The organism is Paenibacillus tundrae (genome assembly GCF_030812775.1).
Classification (GTDB): Bacteria; Bacillota; Bacilli; order Paenibacillales; family Paenibacillaceae; genus Paenibacillus; species Paenibacillus tundrae_A.
Genome location: NZ_JAUSTI010000015.1, coordinates 40,655 through 62,540, shown reverse-complemented (window position 1 = coordinate 62,540; position 21,886 = coordinate 40,655). Strand labels below are relative to the sequence as shown.

Below are 21,886 nucleotides of genomic sequence, written 5' to 3'. Positions count from 1 at the left end.
AAAGCTTTCCATGCTTATGCTTAAACCATTCAATAGTTCCACTAGTTGCTTTAAGCCAGGGCTAGATATTCATCGGAATAATTCTATCTATCTCTTTCCATACAAATAACTCATAAGAGATGTGAATTGTGAATATGATTCACCTACTCTATATTATCAGATGTCCTGCTGCTTCGACAAACGCAATATGATTGGGCAACGGTGTAACTGTGGCTCCTTACTAGATCGGAACAAAAAAAGCCTCGCCCCTATCGGGACGAGCACTCGTTTTGGATTCTATTAAGTATATTGAATATATTATCTCACTTAGATAAGCCCTGCCTTGCTCAATAGGCGTTTGACAATAGCTACGGTTTGAGAACGACTAATGGATGAATTCGCCATTAATTTGCCGTCACTGCCTTCTACCAAACCTTGTTTAATGGCTGATGCCACCGGATCTGCAGCCCACGTCTGTACGTTATTTCCATCGGTATAGGAATTCAACAGAGCAGCCGTCTCAGATGAAGAAGCTTGCTCCAATTCCACTAGATTCATGGCACGAGATATGATCGTTAACGCTTCTGCACGTGTAATAACACCACTTGGACGGAAGCTATCATCTGAATATCCGTTCACTAGCCCATAGGAAACTGCTGTCTGTACTTCATCCGCATACCAACTACTCCCCGAAACATCCGAGAATGCAATCGCTTCTGTTCCTTTTGGAGTATGCAGTCCAAGACTACGCAGAAGAACAGCCGTGAACTCTGCACGTGTAATGCTGCGATCTGGCGCAAAAGTACCCTCTGATGTTCCCTGGATAATCATCCGGGACGCAAGATCCTCCACATCGTTACGACTCCAATGTGATGCGATATCGTCAAATGTGGCCTGATGATAAACTAATGCGTATGTGTTATTGGTCAGACTGTTAATAACAGCCGAGTAGTGACCGTCTGTATTGCTTACTTTGGTAGGTACATGTAACACGCTTCCATCAGATAGCAGCACTACACCGGTCGTGATTTTGGTAGGGTCAATATCATCTGGTAGTGTAATGGTACGTTCTACATACGTGTCGAACTGATTCACTTGAACTTGCTTCTCGCCTACAGTTGCTCTAACTTCAAAGTCGATAGGTGAACCAACGATGCTAGTGTTACTTTGTTTGGCTGCAGCAGCTTCCACAGTGGCTTTAGTTGTTTCAGAGCTTTTAGAAACCGTCAGCTGAATTACGATATTCTCCAGCGAAGTGCCCGCTCCCAGTTCAGACGCAAGTCGATCAATTTGCAGCTGGTTCGCTGGAAGTGTGTAGGTACCAAAATCCGTTTGGAGGACAACTTCTGCATCCTTTCCGACCATCGCCTTAACCAACTTACCATTCAGTTCACCAACTACTCTGTCAGCACCTGTGCCGGTAATTGGGAGCATAACCGATCTTAGTCCACTGCCGATTTGAGTAATAACTTTGTCATTATCCACCTTTACAGTAGTCGTTACCTGTTTGCCATTCGTCACTGTTGAAGCTGTTGCCGACTGCTCCTGTTTCTGTCCATTGACATAAATATCCACACCTTTGGTTACTGCAGGTGTTGTAGGAGTCGTCGTGGCTGTTGGCGTTGTTGTAGTTGTAGAAGGTGTTCCACCTGAAGACGATGAAGGTGGTGTAGATGGGTTGGACGGTGTAGATGGGTTAGTTGGTGTAGGCGTGCCCGAATTCCCACCACCAGATGAGCCTCCACCTGTAATCGTAATTGCCCCTCCGGACCATTGAGCAGGCTGTTCGTAGATCGAATTGGTAAAGTTCCAATGCTCGGAATCATCTTTTATATTAAGTTGTTTGATTCCCGATGTTGCATTGGCTTTGGCTTTAAACTCGATATCAAATAGTTGCTGTTCAGATGAAATATTGTGATCTCCAGCCGTAAAATCTGCCCAGATAATTCTTAAAAAACCGGATTGATTATCATAAAAATACTGGAAGCAACCTTCTGTGTCCTCTGCACAGCCAGGAAACTCATTATTTCCATATTTCGGGGTGATGCGAACAATTTCCAAAGCAGTTGAATCATAGTCAACCTGCATATTGTAACTGGTTACCTCATTGCGTTCTGGTTTTTTCAAAGTTACAGGTACATGAACCGACTGTCCTACTTGTACGCTGACATTATCAATTTGGATCTTAAACGTCTCTGATGGTGCTGCTCCTGCGATACTCGGCAATGCAAGTGATGAAAGGAGCGATAAAGCGATTAAATTAGACATTGTTCTCTTGACTCTAACACGCTTTTTATTCGGATGACCCATATGATAACCTCCGTGATTATTTATTAGTAGTGAAAACATTTTAGTTGTTAACGGGGGACTTCAGTTTTAAAAACCCACGATTTCATCCCATCCTCAGTTCCGGTACCTTTAGCTGAGTCATGATTGTCTTCATCACCAATAAGTACTAAATCATTTGGAATCTCGACCGAATATTGGGTATCCGGCTCCAAGTTTGTTGGATGTATCGATAATTGATTTCCTTGGATTGAGAATCCAAAAGGTTCCGTATAGATAACTGCATTTTCACCGGAAGGCCATTCTTTAATGACAATCGAACCACCGAGTTCTGTACTGAATATTGGACGTTTATATGTGACGACTAAATCATCATTCATTTTCACTTGGATAGATTCATTGGCAGGAGACAAGCTTACAATATCTTCTTCTGCATTTACAGCCCCCGAGGCTGGGATAAGCAGTTTATTCCCTTGTCTACCAAATGAAGTAAACGGTGTAATCTCTAAAAAGAGATACTTGTTCTCGTCCTCTGACGTAATTGTATAATCCCTAGTGGTCGCTTGTGAAATTGCTATTTTATTCAACCCTTCAGCATCGGATGACCGGTACCATTGATAAATGGAGTTTCCTGGCGTATCGGTAGGATTATCAAAATCATAATACTCGAAACTACTCGTCAATACACTTCCTACGTTCATGTCACCCATGATTTTCCCGTTTAGTGCATAAGGAGCATCAGTCGCCTGTTCAAATGTCAACACAACATTTTTATTCTCCGCACCTAACTGCTTGATCGTATATTTTTCCATCAAGATACGTGCGTCTGACCATTGCACTTCTCCATCCCGATCCACGTCTAACCTGTTAAGTTTTAGGTTGGAGATACTAGAGCGTTGTACCATTTCATTCCGGATGTAACGAAGAATTTCAACCACATCTGTTGAATTTACTTTTCCGTCATTGTTAACATCGCCTTGCTTATTAACATAAAGTCTAATATAGTCCGAAACCTCTTCATCAGACACGGCATGTCTTGCAGTCAACTTAATATTCACAGTTCCCGTCTTAGATGGGACTACATACAGTCGATTACTTGATACATAAGCCTGTGCGACTTGAGGATTATCTGAACTCGCAGATAAATCCTTAAAATAATTAATTGGAAAGTGTTGACTTAGGTCAATAGAAACCTCTGAATGATTAACCCAAATATCTGTCAATCCTGTATCCAAGTTATCTGATGAATTGTTTAACCATACGATTCTATCGTTCAAAACAGGCCCTTTAATAAAAACCTGCTCATGGCCGGCATCGGCCGTAGCCTGAGGGATCGATCCACCTAACGGTATAGCAATGCTCAACCCAAGCACAGTTAACATGCTTTTTCTCATCAACGGAGCAAGTGTTTTTTTGTCTGTTTTCCCCTTCACGCTCATGTTCCTCCTTGATTAACCTTCGAATTTGAACAACTTTAAGCTCAGTATAGTAAGTAATTCTGGACCAATTCTGAACATCAAATTTCTACATTTTCCAACTAACAACGACAAAAAGCGCCGCGAACAGTATGTTCGAGACGCATAATTTATAATTCATATTCTATAAAAGGTATTTATTACCATTAAATTTATTTTTTTCAGTATTTCTTTTAGATTCCTTCAACAATCCGTTTAGCGCGTGTACGAGTCTCGTGAAATAGTATTTCTTCATCAATCGTAAGCAACTGTCTGCCTTTCATCAGGATTTTACCGTTTACAATGGTTGTATCTACGTCCGAACCATTAACACTGTAGGCCACTAGGGACTCCAGATTATGCACAGGTTGCAGATGTGGTTTTGACAGATCTATTAAAATGATATCCGCTTTGCGTCCTACTTCCAATACCCCCACCTGTTCTTCCAGATTTAACAATCCTGCACTTCCACGGGTAGCCACCTGTAGTACATTTCGTGCAGGTAAACGTGTAGGATCACCGTAATTGAGTTTTTGCAACCAGGTCGCTGCCTTGATTTCCTCGAACATATCAACCGTGGTCGCACTTCCTGCCCCGTCCGTGCCAAGTCCGACTTGAATCCCTTGCGCCATCATTTCGGTTATAGGGGCAATGCCGCAGCCAAGCTTCAGATTACTCACTGGGTTATGAGATACCCCTCCACGCATTCCTTTTAACCGTTCAACATCTTGTCGATCCAGATGAACAGCGTGAGCTAATAGTACATGTGCCTGCTCAAACATGCCTAGACTCTCAAGATATTCAGTTGGGGTCATCCCATATCTCTCCCGAATCTTAACGACTTCTTCGCTCGTTTCAGCCAGATGAATATGGATGGGGACATCTTCCTTTACCGCCATGGCGATTACATCCCGCAGTGGTTCCGGCGCACAAGTATAAGGGGAGTGCGGTCCATACATGGTTGTGATTCGTCCTTCCGCCTTACCCGACCAACGCTGTACAAGATCAATGGCTTCCTGCAGCCTGCGCCCACCATCATCCTCCATAAACACCATACCACGTGTTAACGAAGCTCGAATCCCGGTTAACATCACAGCCTCTGCGATCTCATTCATGTGTACATACATATCAGCATACGTCGTTGTGCCTGATCTTATCATCTCAGCATGGGACAACTGCGCCCCCCAGTATATATCTTCTGGCGTCATATTGGCTTCTGCAGGCAGCATTTTGCGATCTAACCAGTCCATAAGCTTCAGATCATCCGAGAAACCGCGTAATAAGCTCATTGGGGAATGTTGATGTGCATTTATTAACCCAGGCATAGCGAGCATGTCATTTCCATGAATCACTTCATCTCCCGGTTGACTCGTGATATGAGCCGCAATTTCAACAATCCGATCTCCTTCAACACGAATATCCCCCATAAAGGGGGCATCATTATCGTTCATCGTCATAATCATTGCTTGCTGAATCAATATACTCATTCTATACACAGCTCCTCTTCGTTTGCTTTCGATCTTCCAAACTGAGGATAAGCCTTGACGTAACGTGAAGGTCAAGAAGAAATAGGATACGAGCAATCATCGACGATTCCTCACTCTGCGGTCTTGTGTGAAGTAGCCGATAAGATTTTTCTTAGGTTAATCGCTTAGATGTCATTGTCCGAAATTTCTGAATGAAGGGCTTGGGATCAATTTTGACCATATATGGATAAACCCCAGTGCTTGTATGCAGATAAAAGAAACCACCCTCATTCCCCATTCTACGAAAGGACATGTCGAACACTTCTGTAATTTTAAACTCGCGATATTGAGTTACGATCTTGTCCGCATATAGGATCATCGAACGGTCACTGGATACGATTTCCTGTGCGAGACCCGTCAATTCTCTCTGTATTTTGTAATAAGGTAATACAGCAATCGTGCTCATGATCTCCCTCCGTCCTCGCATCATCTTGAAATTATGATAACAGAAGTCGAAGGGGTTGAGCAAAATCAGCAGATAGGCTTAATTAATCTTCGTTGTAATCTGGAGGGGGGTATGAAGTACCCGCTGTACATCCTGAATAGAGAACGACTGCTCCATATGAAATACGCCGCTCGCAAGCTCTTCTCGGTACATCTTATCCGCGGTAGTGGCTGCGATCGCTGCCGTCACATCCGCTTCACGCTGTCCAACAATAAGCTGCTCGATTACAACAGGTTTTCCTTTCTTCCATCCTTTTGCATCTACCTTAACGGCATACATTTCTTCCCCGCCTGGAATCAGACCAAATGCCTTAACCGTGGCATTACGAATCGAAGATACTCGCAACAATCGAAACAACCCTACACGCTTCGCAACCGACATCGCTCTCGTGATCCAGCGAGAGTCCAGACACAGCCGGGTTGAAACGGTTGGAATCTGCAATGTACGAGCTACAGCATGCTGATCGGAGAAGTTGAATCGATACGCTTTTCTCCATCCAAGTTGTTCTCCAAAATCAATCCATCTGCCATCTTCAAAGCTAGATACCTCAGCATACTTTCCATTTTGGGTAACCTGATATGTCGTATTCATCTGATCCACCGTCCACTGCACAGCGGCTTTGCCATGTTTTTCGCCAAGACCTAACATCACCGTAATATCTACCTCTTCCGTCTGATCCATACCATCTACGGCTTCTCGAACAAGTAGGTTAGTGACTCCTGGCGATAGTCCTACACTTAACATCACCGTTGCTTGTTTAACCTGCATATGTTCATGCAATCGCTCCACCTGAACCAAAAAATCGTATTTCGCTGTAATATCGATATAATCTGTTCCAGCCTCAGCACATGCTTCGATAAAACGAGTATCCATCTGATCCACACACATCACCACAAGCTTAACCGTTGATAACATCAAAGGATCGATATGCTTTGTTACATCAAGCTGGAGTGGGAGCACACTTCCATTCGTAGATTGGCTGAATTCCTCAGCACGATTCAATCTCGGACCCACAGCCCAAACTTTTCCGGGAAACGATTTTCCTAACTGAATACAGATCATCTGACCAACCTGTCCATACCCGCCGACTACCCAGATTTGATCCTTAACCGTTTCAACCTTAGATACGTCTTGCATAATAACCCTCCACCCAGAACGACCCAAAATAGCGTGTAATATCGGCAAACCAGCATTCCTTCAGCAACTGAACCATCACCTCAGATGATATAGGATCTGACTCTCGCCGCAAGGAATCAGCGAATCGCTCCCACTCGTCCAATGTTATTCCAACGTGAAGCATATGCTCTCGCCAAGCGTTCATTATCGTTGCATAGGCTGGTGAATGCAGGTCAGCATTAACTGCAGCAATAAGGAGTGGTGATCCAGGCTTAAGTTTAGCAGCAAGATTATGCAACAACCGCTTTTTCGCTTCCAGACCCTGGACAAAATGAAGCATTAGCATACACGTTGCGCCATCGTACATCACCTCTTCCGACATCGCTTCAATGGAAGTCATGCGAAGGTCCACTCTAGATTCCAACTTCAATTCAGCGACCCGTCTTGCAGCAAGTTGAAGCATTGGTTCTGATAGATCTATACCTGTAAAAGACCATTCAGGATGACGGCTTCCAAGCAGTGTCACCTCTTTGCCTCCGCCGGCTCCAACAACAAGCAATCTAGCTTGTGGCCCATTCATTAGCGAAGCAGCAAGCAGCCGTTCCATTAGGTCATGCATGTGTGCATACCCTGGAATTTTCATCGCTATCGTTTGTTCGTAACGATTCTCGTCCGCTGTATCCCAGCTCATTCGTTGTGGATCATCTTTTTCTCTCATCTGTGCTTTACACTCCTTATTGAGAATCTATAGTTAACAAAAGAGGAACATCGTTGCATCTTACATATCTCAATGACACTAAACATTCAGGAGAAAAGCATGCATTTGAAGTAGCCTTCTCACTTGAGAAGTCCTTAGCTTAGCTGCTTCCTGTCATCCCTGCTCTCTTCGTTCTCGTGTTAAATATGGCGTTAACTGATATACTTTCATTATAAAAGCGTGATCCAAGCACTCCTATCCCAGAACATTGGGATTCTTAGGGGAAAGGAGCAACAAGAATGAACATACATACCGGACGTAAAGAGCAATCCATCACCTATCTCGAAAAAGAAACCTGGACCTCTCGTACTTACCGCGAGGCCGCTCTCCAACATATCCAAACTCGGATACCTTATGATGCATATTGCTTCACAACGGTTGATCCCCATACCCTTCTCTCGACAGGTGCCGTGACGGAAGATGGTATAGAGGCCATACATGATCGTCTTTTCTTGAATGAATATACAGAAGAAGACCTCCATAAATATGCGGATATGATTCGTTTAGGCAAGCATACGGCCAGTCTTCGCGCTGCTTTGGATGAAACAACTGAACGTAGTACGCGCTACGAAATGATTTTGAAACCAGCGGGATTTAGTGATGAGCTACGTGCTGTCTTAATTTGTGATGGGGCTTGCTGGGGATACCTAACCTTATATCGTAGAATGGAAACTGCTCCATTTACGAAGGAAGAGTGTGAACTTTTACAGGAATGGACAGGTTCTCTTGCACGAATGCTTCGTAAGACTCAGCAGAGCCTTATGGATGAGATCCTGAGTGGGAGTCCTCAAGAACCGGGGATTATGGTAGTCTCGGATGCATTCCAATTGTTGTCGCTTAATGATGCTGCCGATCACTGGCTTACACAATTACGTGTATTAGAGCAATTAGAAGATGATGTGATCCCCCGTCCAGTCCGCGCTGTCAGTTCTCATTTACTAAGTCGACTGCTTCGTCAATCTAGTCCCAATCCGGATTCCGAACCTAGTGAAGCCCCTACCTCGCAATCCAAGGTCTGTATCCAATTGTTGGATGGTCGGTATCTTGTGCTACATGCGAGTCGTATGCGAACACTTGACGAATCAGGACAGATTGCTATCCGTTTGGAACAAGCGATGCCGCGGGATTTACTCCCCCTGCTCGCAGACAGTCATGGGTTATCTCATCGTGAACGGGAACTGCTCGGATATGTTCTTCGCAGCTATTCCTCCAAAGAAATTGCTGCAGCGATGTTCATCTCGGCGTATACCGTACAGGATCATCTAAAATCTGTTTTTGCGAAAACAGGTGTCTATTCTCGACGCGAGCTAATCTGGTTTTTCGTTTCCCGTTTTCATCTAAGCGACAATCAAATGAAATGAAAAAAGAAGCCTACTCCGCTCTTGGAATAGGCTTCTTACTCATCAAGCATAGGTTTCATGCCCAATCATTATGATTTTGCTGGTTTCGCAGGTTTAACGGTTTTGGTCGTTTTACCTTTTTTGTTATGAACGTTCTTCACAGGAGCAACGGGTGCCTCCTGCGGATGTTCAACTGGGTACAGTTTGCGGAACAATAACGTTTGTAATACCAAGAACGAGCCACCGATCGTCCAATACAGCGGCATTGCAGCTGGTGCGGATAAGGAGAAGAACGCCATCATCACCGGCGAAAGATAACCCATAATGGCAAATTGCTTACGCTGTTCAGGTGCCATATTGGCCTGAGATACCTTCGCTTGAATGAGATAAATGACCGCCACAACAACCGCAAGTACATAGTCTGGTGCACCAAGCTTAAACCACAAGAAGGAATGTGACGACAGTTCCGGCGTGAGCCGAATTGCAGTGTATATCCCTGACAGAATCGGCAACTGAATCAGAAGTGGCAGACAGCCAATATTCAGTGGATTGAACTTATGCTTCTTGTATAACTCCATCGTCTCCTGGGATAACTTCTGACGATCCGCCGCATCATTCTTGCCCTCATACTTCTTCTTAATCGCATCAAGCTCTGGCTTCATGGCGTTCATAATAACACGTGTGCCTTGTTGAGACTTCGCTTGACGCATCATCAGAGGCAATAAGGCTAATCGAATGATCAGTGTAATCGCGATAATGGCAACTCCATAGCTCCCATTAAAGATCGTTGCGATGTGCTGAATCAGGTAAGACAGCGGGAACACGATATAGTGATTAAAGAATCCCGGTGTCGTCGAATTAATCTCCGATACATTGTTGCTACATCCGGCCAATAACATAACTGCGAACAAAATCGCAATCAGCCCATACGTCCGTCCCCTGCCTGATGTAAAAGTGAATCCCTTGTTTGATTGTTGATCCATATATATCCTCCTCGTTGATTTGTACGACGTTCAATCAACGAGGACATACAATCCGGTTCATCTTCATCTGGCGCTTCTCTTCGTCTGACCATGCGACTTAGATCTTCTCTTCTGTATTGGCTATGCAGAGAAAGTGCCGGAAGAATGGGATCTAGTCCACCACCAGCTCGATCTCCAATCCAATACTCAGTCATGCCACAGTGTAGATGTGCAATATATGCATAACTTACTGTGAAGATGAGCCCGATGGAGAAAATGTAAGGTAACAACTCATGTAATTCAAACAAGGGATTCACCCCCTTTATAAGTTTATTTTTATATTATAACACTTACATATTGAATTTGCATGTACTGGATCGGCAAAGAGCGTTGCCTTATTTTACTGCTTTCGAAGCTCTTCTAATTCACGTGAAGCGATGGTTCTCGATAGGTTAAACGAAGACCATGAGCGGTCATTCCTTTCTAATAAATACTGTGATTGGTTCAACAGCAGCAGCTCGTGAAGCTCCGGGTAACTCTCATCAGCAAATTGCTTTAATTGTGGAACCGCATCTGCTGATAGATTAGCCAAATAATTGGCATCAATCTGACCCGATTGGTGATAGCGCTCGATGTTACGCTCTGCAATCTGGTTATCCATCCCGACGTAGTTCATTGCCACGTACGCTGTGAGTGCGAGTACGATATAACAGCGGATTAAAGGAATCGTTGTGTACCGAATGCGTAAACCTGCGATCAACAACAAGAGCGCGAGAAAGATCATAAATGCATGCACAAGGAATCGGATATACGTATATCCATACGCCTCTTCATAGAGACTAAGGCGCATGAAGGCCGAATACAGCATGACAGCAGAACACACAATCAACAACGTCAGCAATACCTGATGCACGATGTTGCTTATTGTGCCGCCTGATCGTGTAAATTGCAGTGCAATCACGAGAATGAAGAAGTTAATGCCTGTCACCAGAACAAGTTCAATGAATCCACTTCGGGCATACTCCGCATACGACAACTCTGAAGGCAGATTACCCATGCCTGCCCCGAAGAGATAAGAGAATTGAACAAAAACAAATAACAGATATACACTGTTGATAACGAATAACACGGTTCCAATAATGATTGGATCTAGCCGTAATGGTTCCACGAGCTGAGGTTTCGAAAGATTCGAATTTGGTATTGTTCCTTCATAGGAAGGGTTCACCATGACTGGATCCGAGTTCTCTCCATCATTTTCATCACGATGCGCGAGCGGAAGTGCTACGGACTGATTTTTCCAATGAGTGTTCTCCCGCCTCTCCGACTCATACTCCATCGGCTGCACAAATCCCCATACGTAGCTAAAGAAGAACACACTTGCAATGATAATCCAGATCACCCTTGGTAGACCGGGTGTCAACGTTAAATCGTTCAACCATGCTGGAATTCCGGATAGGTACTGATCAAAGATGCCATCGGCAGAAGTTAACAACCCCACTACGACGATTAGGATGGGCAGTGATACGATTAAACCAATAAATACTTTGGTAACAACAACTTTCTGCTTGCTAGCCAGTTTGCGTCCACCTTTTTTCATCAGAGTTCTTCCGATGGTCGGCCAATGGCGTATAGACTGAGGCAGCAGATGATCCACAGCTAAACCAATTAAACTAATCTGCCACCATTGTGTCTGCTTCCGGCCAATCAGATAAGCCATATGTAAGATAATTAATCCCGGTATAGTTAGGAAATTGAGCGCATGAAACAGCTCATTATCGAACAACGCAAAAGTTAAAGATAATAACAACACTACACTCGCGATGAACAGATCTACCCAAGCAAATGCCCTTACTCGATCTCTCGCAAATACAAACATATAACCATAGAAAAGCACAACAAACAGTGGATAAGATACACCTACCCCTTTGTCAAAGAATAGATACTGATGCACAATAGCCAGTACCAACGCAGAACATAGCGTAATTAACGCACGATTGGGTGAATCCAATATTTTCTTAATCATGGGAATTACCTCCATTAAACTTTCTACGTTTCATTCTAGATGATAAAATAAGAAGATAAATAGAAATATCGAATCGGAAAAGTTCTTATTTTAGGAAGGGAATGAATTACAATGAAATTGCATCAACAATATCTGCTGTTACATCAACAATTTGGCCATTTATCTGAACATGAGGTCACACTCGCTGAACTTGGAGAACTGCTGGATTGCACACACCGAAACACATTAACCATTGTCAAAAAAATGATCGGACTCCACTGGATCCATTGGATGTCCCAGCGTGGACGTGGACGAAGATCCACGCTTACCCTGCTCATCCCCGCTGAGAAAATTGCGGCAGAATATATGATGCAAGCCATGAACCGTCGTGAACTCCAGCAGGCAGCAGAGCACATTGGTGCATTCTCGAGCTCGGTCACGATGCAGCATCATCTAAACCAGTGGTTGCTCGGTTATTCCGGACATCATACCGAAGAAGGAATACATAATGAACGAATTGATACCCTACGACTGCCCATTAGACAACAGATTCATGCCCTTGATCCTATGTATATTAATCTGTTAGCTGAATCTTTCATTACCAGTCATGTATTTGATGGATTGGTTCAACGCAATGAAGCGGGAGAGATCAGACCTTGTTTGGCGCACACTTGGGATGTAAGTGAGGATCGCATGACTTGGATTTTTTATTTGCGTAAAGGCGTGAGCTTCCATGACGGTCAGTTTCTCACCGCTGAGGATGTGGTCTATACATTCGAGAGATTACAGTCTACGAAGCGGAGGAATTTATACAAGGATGTGAGCAAACACATCTTGTCGATTGAGGCATGGGACTCATTAACGGTATGCTTCCGGCTCACCAAACCACATGAGATGTTTATCGATTTTCTGTCAACCAGCCGGGCATCTATTGTATCCCCACGTCTACACCCCATGTCTGACTCATCCGATTCAGTAGTACAAGAGGAGCCTTATCCGGCATTAAAACCTGTGGGAACTGGTCCGTTCAAGGTTAGTGTGTGGGACGAGCATCTGTGTAGACTTGACGCACATCCTGCTTATTTTCAAGGTAGAGCTCAGTTAGATCGGGTAGAGATTTTGCAAATTCCATGGAGCGCACCTACGAATTGGAACAACCACACAGCAATGGAGTCACCCTTTTTCCATCTTGTCCATAACCCTTTATCCTCTACGGGAGCAGACTGGAGCCAGATTAGCGCTGGTGTGACCGTTCGCAAATTAATTACCTGTAATACGCAAAAAATCGGACCGCTCAGCGATCCGACGATAAGAGCTCACGTGCAAGCATGTGTTGCCAGCGAGGGTAATTTACTTTTCAAAGAAGGGACTTTCGCAACCTCTTCACATAATTCAGAGCACGTATCAACCAATCGGGAGCATGCTAATGACTCACTAGATAGAATTACGCCCATCAACCCAAAAACGCTCCAGATCGCAACCATCGCACAATATCGTGAAGATGCAGCCCGATTAGCGAAGGCTCTGGAGCGTCACGGATATACCTGTACGGTTCGCACCGGAACGATGGAACAATTCAAGGGCGATCTGCGGCTAGAATCGGATCTCATTCTGTTCTCTCTCATCCGTGATCGAGATGTGGAACTGCGCAGATACGATCTGTACATCACGCTATCTGAACATCTGGATGAACGAAGCAAGGAAACGGTGCAGAATATGCTGACCCGCGTGATTTCTTCCAGACACCCCACAGATCGAACATTAGGCTTAGATCAGATCGAACAATTTTTACAGGAGCATTCTCTCCTCATGCATTTAACTGAAAAACCGATAGAAACAGCCTATCTACCATCCGTTCGCGGTGTATCCTTCAATAGTCAGGGTTGGGTGAACCTACGTCATATCTGGTTTCCTACAAGTTTAGATGAAGTCACAGTAAAGTCATCACGGCGTTAACGGTTCAGAGCTACTCTATACGACTGAACACAGAGCATGAGCATCTATAGTAAATTGGTTTCAGCCTTGCGATTTAGCAAGTTTCTCATTTCGTATAGAAATGGTGTCTTTGCGACGGTATATGCCAAGAACCAACCCCAGCACTGCGTATTCAAAGGTCAAATGACTACCGTGACTAAGAAAAGGAAAGATCACACTTACGATAGGCACGTAGCCTGTGGTCATTACAACGGAATAGAACATCTGTATTCCAAATATCATGGTAATCGCCACTATCATCATGCGACCAAATTCATCTCGTATGCTAGGAATCATTGTAATCATGTGAGCGATAAACCAGACGATGCCTAGGACGAATACGACACCCGCTGACCAACCAAATACATCGATAAGCATGACTAGCGGATAATCAAGGTAACTAATTCCAAATGCAGTGAATGTAGACTCCAATCCGTTGCCCCACCATCCTGCTGACTGAACAATGTCAATAATCGAGCGATTGTAATATCCCATGCCATAAGGATCATCTTGGAGATCAAATACAATCCATATTTTCTCTAAGCGATGGTAGTTATCATTGGCTAACATTAAAATAGAAGTTGGGATTGCAGTAAAAATAACTGTCACGGTAGTGTAAAGCCATTTTTTCGTAAAATACGCAAATAATAGGATCATAACAACTACAAATAGTACCAATCTCACCCAATCAACTAGTTGGAAGAACAGCACTGCTGGGAGCAATACAAGCCCAATATAGGTTAGTAAAAATCTTATTTTAATTTCGGAACGCAACTTGTCCAACATAATTGCACCTATGGCAAGCGGTAATATCCATAAAGCAGCGCTACTCAGATCAAAAGCGAAACCGGGAACTTTAAAGAAACGGTTCTGGCCTTCCATCAATGGATAAATTGCACTCATTAACATCATTAAATTTAACAAGATGTAGATTGGCCAAGCAAGCTTTCTCCATTTCCGATAATCAAACCAGATAAAAACGCCTAAAACAAGTAAACATATGACGGTACGGACAATATGACTAACGTACAAGAACTGATAAGTCTCTTGTAGAACATTCGTCGTATAGATCCACACTGTTAATAAACTAATCAACGCCATAGTTAAAAGCCCTGTCAGTAACCCCCAGTGTATTCGTTGACGGTGCAGTCGATGCAGTCGTTTGCCTACTACCTCTGGATTACCCATCTGCTCAATCGCATATGCGGCTGCCTCGCTACGGCTGAACCCCTCTTGCTCTCTGTCGAGCATCATTTCCTCCATATGATTACCTAACTCATCACGCAAATCTTTATGTACTTCACGTGCTTTGACTTGACTGCATATCTCATCCAAGTAATGCTCTACATCACGATTAGACTCCTTCACGTTAGTCCCCCCTCTCCAAGAACTTGATCCACAGCACGGCGGAATAGACGCCACTCTTCTTTCTTATTCTTCAGTGCTTGAATCCCCTCATCCCGAATAGAGTAATATTTACGTTTTCTGCCCTCTACCTCCATCCAATACGACTCAACCCAACGTTCAATCTCCATCGCATGCAAAATAGGATATAATGTTCCCTCTTTCAGATTGAACACACCCTCCGACTGACGGTGAAGCTCCTTAATTAGCTCATACCCATATAGCGGCTTTTCCTGAAGTAATGTCAAAATCAACGTTTCAGTGCTTCCTTTAATCATTTGTTTATTGACCTGCAATACGTTCTACCTCCTTTCCAACCAGATTCACACCTCTTACATAAGCTCCAAATGATATACATCGGAAACCTATGCATAGATAATCTAGGTATTATACTACCTAATTCTTCCTTTATTGTCTATCCTTTTAACCCCATCTTTTATGATAAAATAATCTATGTGTCTGTGGTCGCAAGTCTGCATCAGCAGCAACACAGAGACACGATTAACAAACTAATCGCTAACTACTAATTACATATGTTATGGATTACAAGGAGGCTACCGTCTGTGAGCAAACTTATTTTCTTCCTAGGTGGGGCTGGGAGCGGCAAGACAACACTTGCCAAAACTTTGTCTCGTAAATATAAAGCCGCTTTCTTCGATATGGATATTCTGCTTCGGCCTGCCGCTGAAGCTATTATGACACTGCAAGGGCTTGACCCTTCCGATCGCGATTCACCTGAATACAAGCGGCTCTGCAGGGATCTCGGGTATCGTATTACGATGGATGCTGTGCTCGATAATGTGCAACTGGGGATCGATAGCATTGTAGTGGGTCCCTTCACCAAAGAAACCGATACACCTGATTGGATCGAACAGGAACTTGCCAAGATCGGTCGTTCTCTTCAGGATACTGATGTACGTGTAGCTTACATTTATTTGAAGGACGAAGCATTATACCGTGAACGAATTATGGCAAGGCAGTCTCCGTTAGATGAGTGGAAGCTTGCCAACTGGGATGCCTTTATAGCTTCCCTCGCTCGGAAACAAGTGGCCTGGCCACTTCCCGCTAAATCCGTGACGTATATTGATAACTCGGCGGATGATCCAGGGATTGCTTTTGCAAAACTCGAACAAGACATATACGAGTAACGCTCGTACCTTATGCGGATGATCTTACCTTGATTCTTCACTTCCTATAATTCTAATTCTTCTTTTTCACGCAGCAAAACAAAAAATAAAGGGATAGGTTCGCCGAGCTTAGATGCTCGTGTTGACCCTATCCTTTTTTTACATCGTGCAATTTTAACTATGACTTTGCGGAATCACGCAAAAGGATTGCGGAAGCACCTCAATATTTCACGCTTACTACGGAATCGATAATTCTGTCTAAGTGATAGATTACAAATGTAGGCTGAATATTATTGAGCTTAACCACATCTCAACTCAAAGGAGTATTTCATGAAATCTATTTTTGTAACTAACCAAGGTTCTAAATGCAATACCATGTGGAAACGAAAAGTCGTTCATTTGATGCTGGTTGTATCCATGAGCTTGACACCTTTGGCACATGTATCAGCAGAACACGGATCACTGAATGGCCCCTCCAATCCTCAAGAAACCGAAGCATTTATGGATGATTTTATGGAGAAACCTGAAGTACAGTCCGTACTAAAAGGTGCTGTCGTCACCGTAGTTCACAACAATCAGGTTGTTCTTAATAAAGGTTACGGATATTCCAATGTAGAAAAAAACACTCCTGTCGATGCCAACTCAACCCTGTTTCGAGTAGCTTCCATCTCCAAAACATTCACCGCAACCGCCATCATGCAATTAGTTGAAGGAGGTAAGGTAGATCTCAGTCGAGATATAAGCGCATATACAGATGATCTTAACATTACCAACAACACGAAGACTCCGTTGACACTGAAACATCTAATGACCCATACGAGCGGGTTTGATTACACCGATCCCATAACTTCGGTTAGCGAACCGAACGACTCTTATTCGCTTGAACAATTTGTAAAGGATAATAAACCGGCAATTGTTCGAAGTCCCGGAGAAGTGTTCCGTTACGACAATTACGCTTACACCCTTCAAGGATACATCGTTCAAAAACTGTCTGGTATTCCGTTTGAGACCTATGTACAGCAGCATATTTTCGATCCAATCGGAATGTCTAATAGTAGTTTCTCTCTTACTTCGGAAATGTTAAATAAACTCGCTATTCCTTATGATGCCGAAGGAAAAGAACTGCCTCAGTACCCTAATGTACCCAGTAGTTCACCTGAAGGCGGATTAATTACAACGGGACGAGACATGGCGCATTTCATGCTTGCTCAGCTTAACCAAGGTTCTTACCATGGGTCACAAATACTTAAACCATCTTCTGTACAGGCCATGCAATCCCTAAATGTATCCATACACCCTGATATACCAGGTACGGGTTATGGTTTCGAATCCACTTACTCACAGTATAATCACGGACATCAGGTTGTGAGTAAAGCAGGTGACCTTACTGGCTTCCATTCCAATATGTGGTTACTCCCCGACCAACACACTGGACTATTCATCGTATTCAACAGTGATGGTCCTGATCTTAGAGAAGCGCTCTTCCGGGCATTTATGGAACATTATTATCCCAATACCAAGAGCGATTATGCCGATTACAACGTACCTGAAGCTACACTCCGTTCCTACGAAGGGCTGTACCGTGATATCCGACTGCCAGCATGGTTATATGATATTTCAGCAATAGAGAACAAGTTACAAGTTACCGATGCTTATGGCATACACATACTAACACCTGTGAAGGACATGCTGTTCCGTGATGAGAACGGTACACTCGCAGGTTTTCAGAAAGATATTTCGGGCCATATTGCCTATTTCTACTATAACAAACCAGATAGCTGGTCTGAGAAACTACCTGAAGCCCAGAATTATCAAGACGTTCCCACAGACCATCCATATGCTCCATATATCTATCGTTTGGCACAGATTGGTCTATACTCACAAGATCATGCTCTCTTTGAACCTGAGAAACCCGTAAACCGAGGAGAATTTGTCGCACAGATTGTAGGAATAACAGGAATAACGCTATCCACTCAAGCTCCAAAACTACAAGATACAGCAACAAGCCCTTATGCCACCTATATTCAAACGGCTCTTGAACTTGGAATTGTGCAAGGAGATCCACATGGTTTGTTCCGTCCCAATCAACCCATAACCCGACAGGAAGCCGCACTAATGATCTGGAGGACAGCATCTCTCCTACTTGAAGCCCCATCCCAGCAGGCTAACCTTATGGGTTCACATGATGCATGGGCAACGGAGGGCATTCAATTCGTTGTCGCTCTTGGTCTGTATGGGCCCGAAGTAAAGGTATCGAGCAGCGGTGCTGTCGATTACAAAGCAAAACAGCCCATGTTGAAACAGGAATCCTCGGTTTTGATGTACAAAATGCTAGGGACTCTGCTACATTAAAGAGCGTGATCAATCGCAAGCCTTGCCATTGCAGCACGGCTTGCTTTTTTCATATATTCTATGAATAACCTATCTACATTATAAGAACGGATGATTTCTCTCAATGAGCCCAACCTCTTCATTACATAGATTCATAAGGCATAAAGTGAGCGTGTTATGGTTTGTAACAATATTGTGTTTTGTGCTGACAGCCACTTATCTCCATACCTCTTCTTATCTTCATCCGTATATAGGACTTTCTCTGAAACTCTCTCACACCAATCAATGGGTGGTACACGAGGTAGACCCGGAAGGTGTAGCTTCTTCATCAGGGATCAGATCAGGTGAGATAGTTGTCTCTATTGAACCACAAGGAATAACTAAATTGCTGAATCAGGATGACATCTATACTGTTAGTGATGCCTCTGCGATCCATGTAGAGAATCCTCTCGGTCAGACAGTTCATTATTCCATGAAGCCCGGCTTTAGAGAACTGTTCAAGATTCTGTTCTCATCTACCATGGAGCTGCTGCTTTTGTTTACTGGAAGTTATGCATTGTTTAGCCAGCCTGGTTCACGAGTGATGCGTCTCTTCTATCTTCTGAACCTGTCTATGGCGATATGTATACTCACCATCTATACCTCTCAGCTGTCCTTATCTAATTATATCTTGGCTTTTTGTGCAGCGTGGTTGCCTTATTGGCTGATCGCTTTTTATTTATCATTTGCATTCCGCACCCAACAACATCGCTTTCGGTTACTGTTGTTCATTAGCAAATGCGTTGCCATTACGTACAGCGCTGGCTTAGTTTTCCTATATATTAAACGTTGGTTAATGTCCGAAATTCAGCTGAATCACGGGATGACTATTGTTAAGACATCAATTGCACAGTCTGGCCCTACAAACCTACTTAATTTCATTTTTTGTATGACGCTAATTATTGTGTTCGGGATTACATGGTTTAATCGCAAAAACTATAGTCGCAAGGAGCAGAATCAGCTGTTGCTTATGTCGACAGGTATAATCGTTAGTCTGATCCCCTTCATCTTTGGTTTTGCTGTTCCGACCCTGCTGCAAGGTGATCCGCTGTTACCTGTTGAATATACATTAATCGGGTTCATTCCTTTATCATGGATGTTCACATACGTACTTGTACAGAGAAGTATGCTTGACTTCAAGCTGGTGATGCCACGTCTAATCATCCATGTGATGTATGCTTTAAGCGTATTTGCATTACTCGTGATTGCTTCAAAGCTAGATAAATTAATTCAAATTGGCATGCTCTTTGTCTTATTTCTCCTAATCACTTGGGTTTACCAGTATAGCCAAACCTACTCCCGTAGGAAGAATAAACTCAATAAAGAATGGCTCGAACGTCAACAACTACGGTTAACCGTTCGTATGGCCGAGCAGCAGAGCATGCGAGATATGTTTCGCCTATTTGCCGAGATGTTTCACAAAATGTTGGATATTGAAGGTGTAGCTATTATTTGGGCAGATGATCATAATAGATTCTCTCAAGAAGGTACAGGTACATACGCTACCATTGGAGATATAAACAACGACACGTTGAATGTTGAGGGTTTACTACAACAATATGGATTTGCCCAGGTTTGGGAATTGTCAGGGGAACCAGGAGCAGAGATAGCTGGATATTTGGGGATTGGTCACAAAAGAAATCATACTCTTTTTTCGGCAGAAGAACAGGATATCATTGATCAAGGTAGACTCGAAGCAATTCGAATGCTCGTGAACAGCAGGCTTCTCTCCGATCTGCAGAAGCGTTATGAACATCGTGTGAGTCAAACCGCGCGCCATGAACAACAGATACGTCGTCATCGTGAGTTTAATGATATTTTAATGGAAGCCCAGCAGGCTGAACGAATAAAGACCTCATATTTTCTACATGACCAACTACTTCAAAACCTAATATTTCTGTCACGTGATTTGGAAGAATTCCATGATACAGGTGAGACAAATACGGAACAGACCGCCGTTTGGCTAGATTGCCTATATACTTCTCAGAAGGATATTCGACAGTTATGTGATGATCTGTATCCTCATATCATAGATCGTAGTGAGCTTCAGGAATCTCTGCAATGGCTCGTTCGCACACTTCAAGTGAAGAGTGACATCATGTTGGAACTGAGCTGTGACACTCTTTCTGCTGAAGTGGAGCAGGAACCTCTGAAATCCACTGTATTTCGAACCATACGTGAACTCATTATTAATGTGATGAAGCATTCCCAGGCTTCGCGCTGCTCCATTCAAGTGTACATTAGAGATAATGATTTAATATGCCAAGTCAAGGATGATGGCTTAGGTTTCGATGTTCATTCCACATTTGATTTTTCAAAAGCTACATCAGGACACTTTGGTTTAATTTCCATACACAGCAATATCCAGCATCTCTCTGGAGAAATCACTATACATTCTTCCCCTGGTAAAGGAACTTCGATACACATTTGTTTGCCTTTACGAGCAAAGGAGCTACACAACAATGAGTGAACCTATAACTGTCGTATTACTTGATGATCACCCTCTTGTCATGGAAGGTCTCAATAATCGTCTAAATCGAGAACCCGGCATACATGTGCTAAAGACATTTAATGATCCTGTGCTTTTCTTATCTGAAATAGAGAAGTTGGAACCGGACGTCGTTGTGATGGACATTCGCATGCCTCAACTTGACGGATTTGAAGTAACAAAAAGGTTGAAGGAGCAGTACGGCTTATCCGTCAAAATCATACTACTCTCAGGATACAACTACCACGAATTTCAATTAAAGGCTTATGATCTAGGCGTTCATTCCTATCTATCAAAGCAAGCAACATATGGACAAATTATAAATGCCATCCACCAGAGCATGTTGGGTCATGTGCTTGTACCTGAGAAAATGCTTTCTGCTAATTTGGAAGAATCCCTTACACCAACAGAGCGTGAAGTTCTTAATCGCATTGCAATGGAGATGACTAACAAGGAAATTGCACAAGATTTGAATATCAGCCCGCGTACAGTGGAGTATCATATCACTTCCATTACGCAAAAGTTTGGAGTCAAATCAAGAATAGGAGCGGTAGTGAAAGGCTATCAGGCCGGAATTCTCGGAGATATCATTCTCCCACCCAAAAATTAAGCACAGCGATTGTAACTGTAACATCAATAGAGCGGCAGAACCTCCA

General features: G+C 43.4%; 17 protein-coding genes. 6 read left to right on the top strand and 11 right to left on the bottom strand.

The window, feature by feature from the left end; all coding sequences use genetic code 11:
* Positions 1-306 precede the first annotated feature (306 nt).
* The 6 genes from J2T19_RS21935 to J2T19_RS21910 all read right to left on the bottom strand — a co-directional run bounded on the left by J2T19_RS21935 (position 307) and on the right by J2T19_RS21910 (position 7,524).
* Positions 307-2,247, bottom strand: coding sequence for an S-layer homology domain-containing protein (locus tag J2T19_RS21935; RefSeq protein WP_307219563.1), 1,941 nt, complete (start codon positions 2,245-2,247; stop codon positions 307-309).
* A gap of 89 nt (positions 2,248-2,336) precedes the next feature.
* Positions 2,337-3,698, bottom strand: a complete 1,362-nt coding sequence (locus tag J2T19_RS21930; RefSeq protein WP_307219560.1) for a dockerin type I domain-containing protein — start codon at positions 3,696-3,698, stop codon at positions 2,337-2,339.
* 215 nt (positions 3,699-3,913) lie between these two features.
* On the bottom strand, positions 3,914-5,206 hold the full coding sequence (locus tag J2T19_RS21925; protein ID WP_307219558.1) for an amidohydrolase: 1,293 nt from the start codon (positions 5,204-5,206) through the stop codon (positions 3,914-3,916).
* A 151-nt stretch (positions 5,207-5,357) separates the two neighbouring features.
* On the bottom strand, positions 5,358-5,651 hold the full coding sequence (locus J2T19_RS21920; protein WP_307219556.1) for a hypothetical protein: 294 nt from the start codon (positions 5,649-5,651) through the stop codon (positions 5,358-5,360).
* Positions 5,652-5,729: 78 nt separating this feature from the next.
* Complete coding sequence (locus tag J2T19_RS21915) at positions 5,730-6,827, bottom strand: saccharopine dehydrogenase family protein (RefSeq protein ID WP_307219554.1); 1,098 nt, start codon at positions 6,825-6,827, stop codon at positions 5,730-5,732.
* The gene (locus J2T19_RS21910; RefSeq protein ID WP_307219552.1) at positions 6,811-7,524 is read right to left on the bottom strand and encodes a class I SAM-dependent methyltransferase; all 714 of its coding nucleotides are present in this window, start codon (positions 7,522-7,524) and stop codon (positions 6,811-6,813) included. Before J2T19_RS21910 ends, J2T19_RS21915 begins: the two co-directional genes overlap by 17 nt.
* A 278-nt stretch (positions 7,525-7,802) precedes the next feature.
* Here J2T19_RS21910 and J2T19_RS21905 point away from each other — a divergent pair, with 278 nt between their 5' ends.
* Positions 7,803-8,924 (top strand): helix-turn-helix transcriptional regulator, encoded by a 1,122-nt coding sequence (locus J2T19_RS21905; RefSeq protein WP_307219549.1) that lies wholly within the window; start codon positions 7,803-7,805, stop codon positions 8,922-8,924.
* 68 nt (positions 8,925-8,992) lie between these two features.
* Here J2T19_RS21905 and yidC read toward each other — a convergent pair whose 3' ends face one another.
* The 3 genes from yidC to J2T19_RS21890 all read right to left on the bottom strand — a co-directional run bounded on the left by yidC (position 8,993) and on the right by J2T19_RS21890 (position 11,888).
* Positions 8,993-9,886, bottom strand: coding sequence for a membrane protein insertase YidC (yidC, locus tag J2T19_RS21900; RefSeq protein ID WP_307219547.1), 894 nt, complete (start codon positions 9,884-9,886; stop codon positions 8,993-8,995).
* Positions 9,823-10,173: a hypothetical protein gene (locus J2T19_RS21895; protein ID WP_307219545.1), complete on the bottom strand. Its 351-nt coding sequence runs from the start codon at positions 10,171-10,173 to the stop codon at positions 9,823-9,825. The genes yidC and J2T19_RS21895 overlap by 64 nt, the downstream gene beginning before the upstream one ends.
* A gap of 92 nt (positions 10,174-10,265) precedes the next feature.
* Positions 10,266-11,888: a DUF4153 domain-containing protein gene (locus tag J2T19_RS21890; RefSeq protein ID WP_307219543.1), complete on the bottom strand. Its 1,623-nt coding sequence runs from the start codon at positions 11,886-11,888 to the stop codon at positions 10,266-10,268.
* Positions 11,889-11,999: 111 nt separating this feature from the next.
* Here J2T19_RS21890 and J2T19_RS21885 point away from each other — a divergent pair, with 111 nt between their 5' ends.
* The gene (locus J2T19_RS21885; RefSeq protein WP_307219541.1) at positions 12,000-13,823 is read left to right on the top strand and encodes an ABC transporter substrate-binding protein; all 1,824 of its coding nucleotides are present in this window, start codon (positions 12,000-12,002) and stop codon (positions 13,821-13,823) included.
* 60 nt (positions 13,824-13,883) lie between these two features.
* Here the strand turns inward: J2T19_RS21885 and J2T19_RS21880 are convergent, their stop codons facing one another.
* On the bottom strand, positions 13,884-15,209 hold the full coding sequence (locus J2T19_RS21880) for an FtsW/RodA/SpoVE family cell cycle protein (protein WP_307219539.1): 1,326 nt from the start codon (positions 15,207-15,209) through the stop codon (positions 13,884-13,886).
* Positions 15,206-15,541 (bottom strand): PadR family transcriptional regulator, encoded by a 336-nt coding sequence (locus J2T19_RS21875; protein WP_186380946.1) that lies wholly within the window; start codon positions 15,539-15,541, stop codon positions 15,206-15,208. Before J2T19_RS21875 ends, J2T19_RS21880 begins: the two co-directional genes overlap by 4 nt.
* A gap of 267 nt (positions 15,542-15,808) precedes the next feature.
* Between J2T19_RS21875 and J2T19_RS21870 the strand changes: the two genes are divergently transcribed.
* From J2T19_RS21870 to J2T19_RS21855, 4 genes are all read left to right on the top strand, one after another.
* Positions 15,809-16,393, top strand: coding sequence for a P-loop nucleotide/nucleoside kinase family protein (locus J2T19_RS21870; protein ID WP_307219537.1), 585 nt, complete (start codon positions 15,809-15,811; stop codon positions 16,391-16,393).
* Between the two features lie 309 nt (positions 16,394-16,702).
* Positions 16,703-18,724 (top strand): serine hydrolase domain-containing protein, encoded by a 2,022-nt coding sequence (locus J2T19_RS21865; protein WP_307219535.1) that lies wholly within the window; start codon positions 16,703-16,705, stop codon positions 18,722-18,724.
* A gap of 181 nt (positions 18,725-18,905) precedes the next feature.
* Positions 18,906-21,212, top strand: a complete 2,307-nt coding sequence (locus tag J2T19_RS21860; protein WP_307219532.1) for a sensor histidine kinase — start codon at positions 18,906-18,908, stop codon at positions 21,210-21,212.
* Positions 21,205-21,840: a response regulator transcription factor gene (locus tag J2T19_RS21855; RefSeq protein ID WP_307219530.1), complete on the top strand. Its 636-nt coding sequence runs from the start codon at positions 21,205-21,207 to the stop codon at positions 21,838-21,840. Before J2T19_RS21860 ends, J2T19_RS21855 begins: the two co-directional genes overlap by 8 nt.
* Positions 21,841-21,886: the final 46 nt, after the last annotated feature.

What these genes read in the sequence shown, in the direction of transcription:
- J2T19_RS21905 (WP_307219549.1), top strand. Translation starts at nt 7,803, where the DNA reads ATGAACATACATACCGGACGTAAAGAGCAATCCATCACCTATCTCGAA.
- J2T19_RS21935 (WP_307219563.1), bottom strand. Translation starts at nt 2,247, where the DNA reads ATGTCTAATTTAATCGCTTTATCGCTCCTTTCATCACTTGCATTGCCG.
- J2T19_RS21890 (WP_307219543.1), bottom strand. Translation starts at nt 11,888, where the DNA reads ATGATTAAGAAAATATTGGATTCACCCAATCGTGCGTTAATTACGCTA.
- J2T19_RS21920 (WP_307219556.1), bottom strand. Translation starts at nt 5,651, where the DNA reads ATGAGCACGATTGCTGTATTACCTTATTACAAAATACAGAGAGAATTG.
- J2T19_RS21865 (WP_307219535.1), top strand. Translation starts at nt 16,703, where the DNA reads ATGAAATCTATTTTTGTAACTAACCAAGGTTCTAAATGCAATACCATG.
- yidC (WP_307219547.1), bottom strand. Translation starts at nt 9,886, where the DNA reads ATGGATCAACAATCAAACAAGGGATTCACTTTTACATCAGGCAGGGGA.
- J2T19_RS21885 (WP_307219541.1), top strand. Translation starts at nt 12,000, where the DNA reads ATGAAATTGCATCAACAATATCTGCTGTTACATCAACAATTTGGCCAT.
- J2T19_RS21915 (WP_307219554.1), bottom strand. Translation starts at nt 6,827, where the DNA reads ATGCAAGACGTATCTAAGGTTGAAACGGTTAAGGATCAAATCTGGGTA.
- J2T19_RS21855 (WP_307219530.1), top strand. Translation starts at nt 21,205, where the DNA reads ATGAGTGAACCTATAACTGTCGTATTACTTGATGATCACCCTCTTGTC.
- J2T19_RS21925 (WP_307219558.1), bottom strand. Translation starts at nt 5,206, where the DNA reads ATGAGTATATTGATTCAGCAAGCAATGATTATGACGATGAACGATAAT.
- J2T19_RS21910 (WP_307219552.1), bottom strand. Translation starts at nt 7,524, where the DNA reads ATGAGAGAAAAAGATGATCCACAACGAATGAGCTGGGATACAGCGGAC.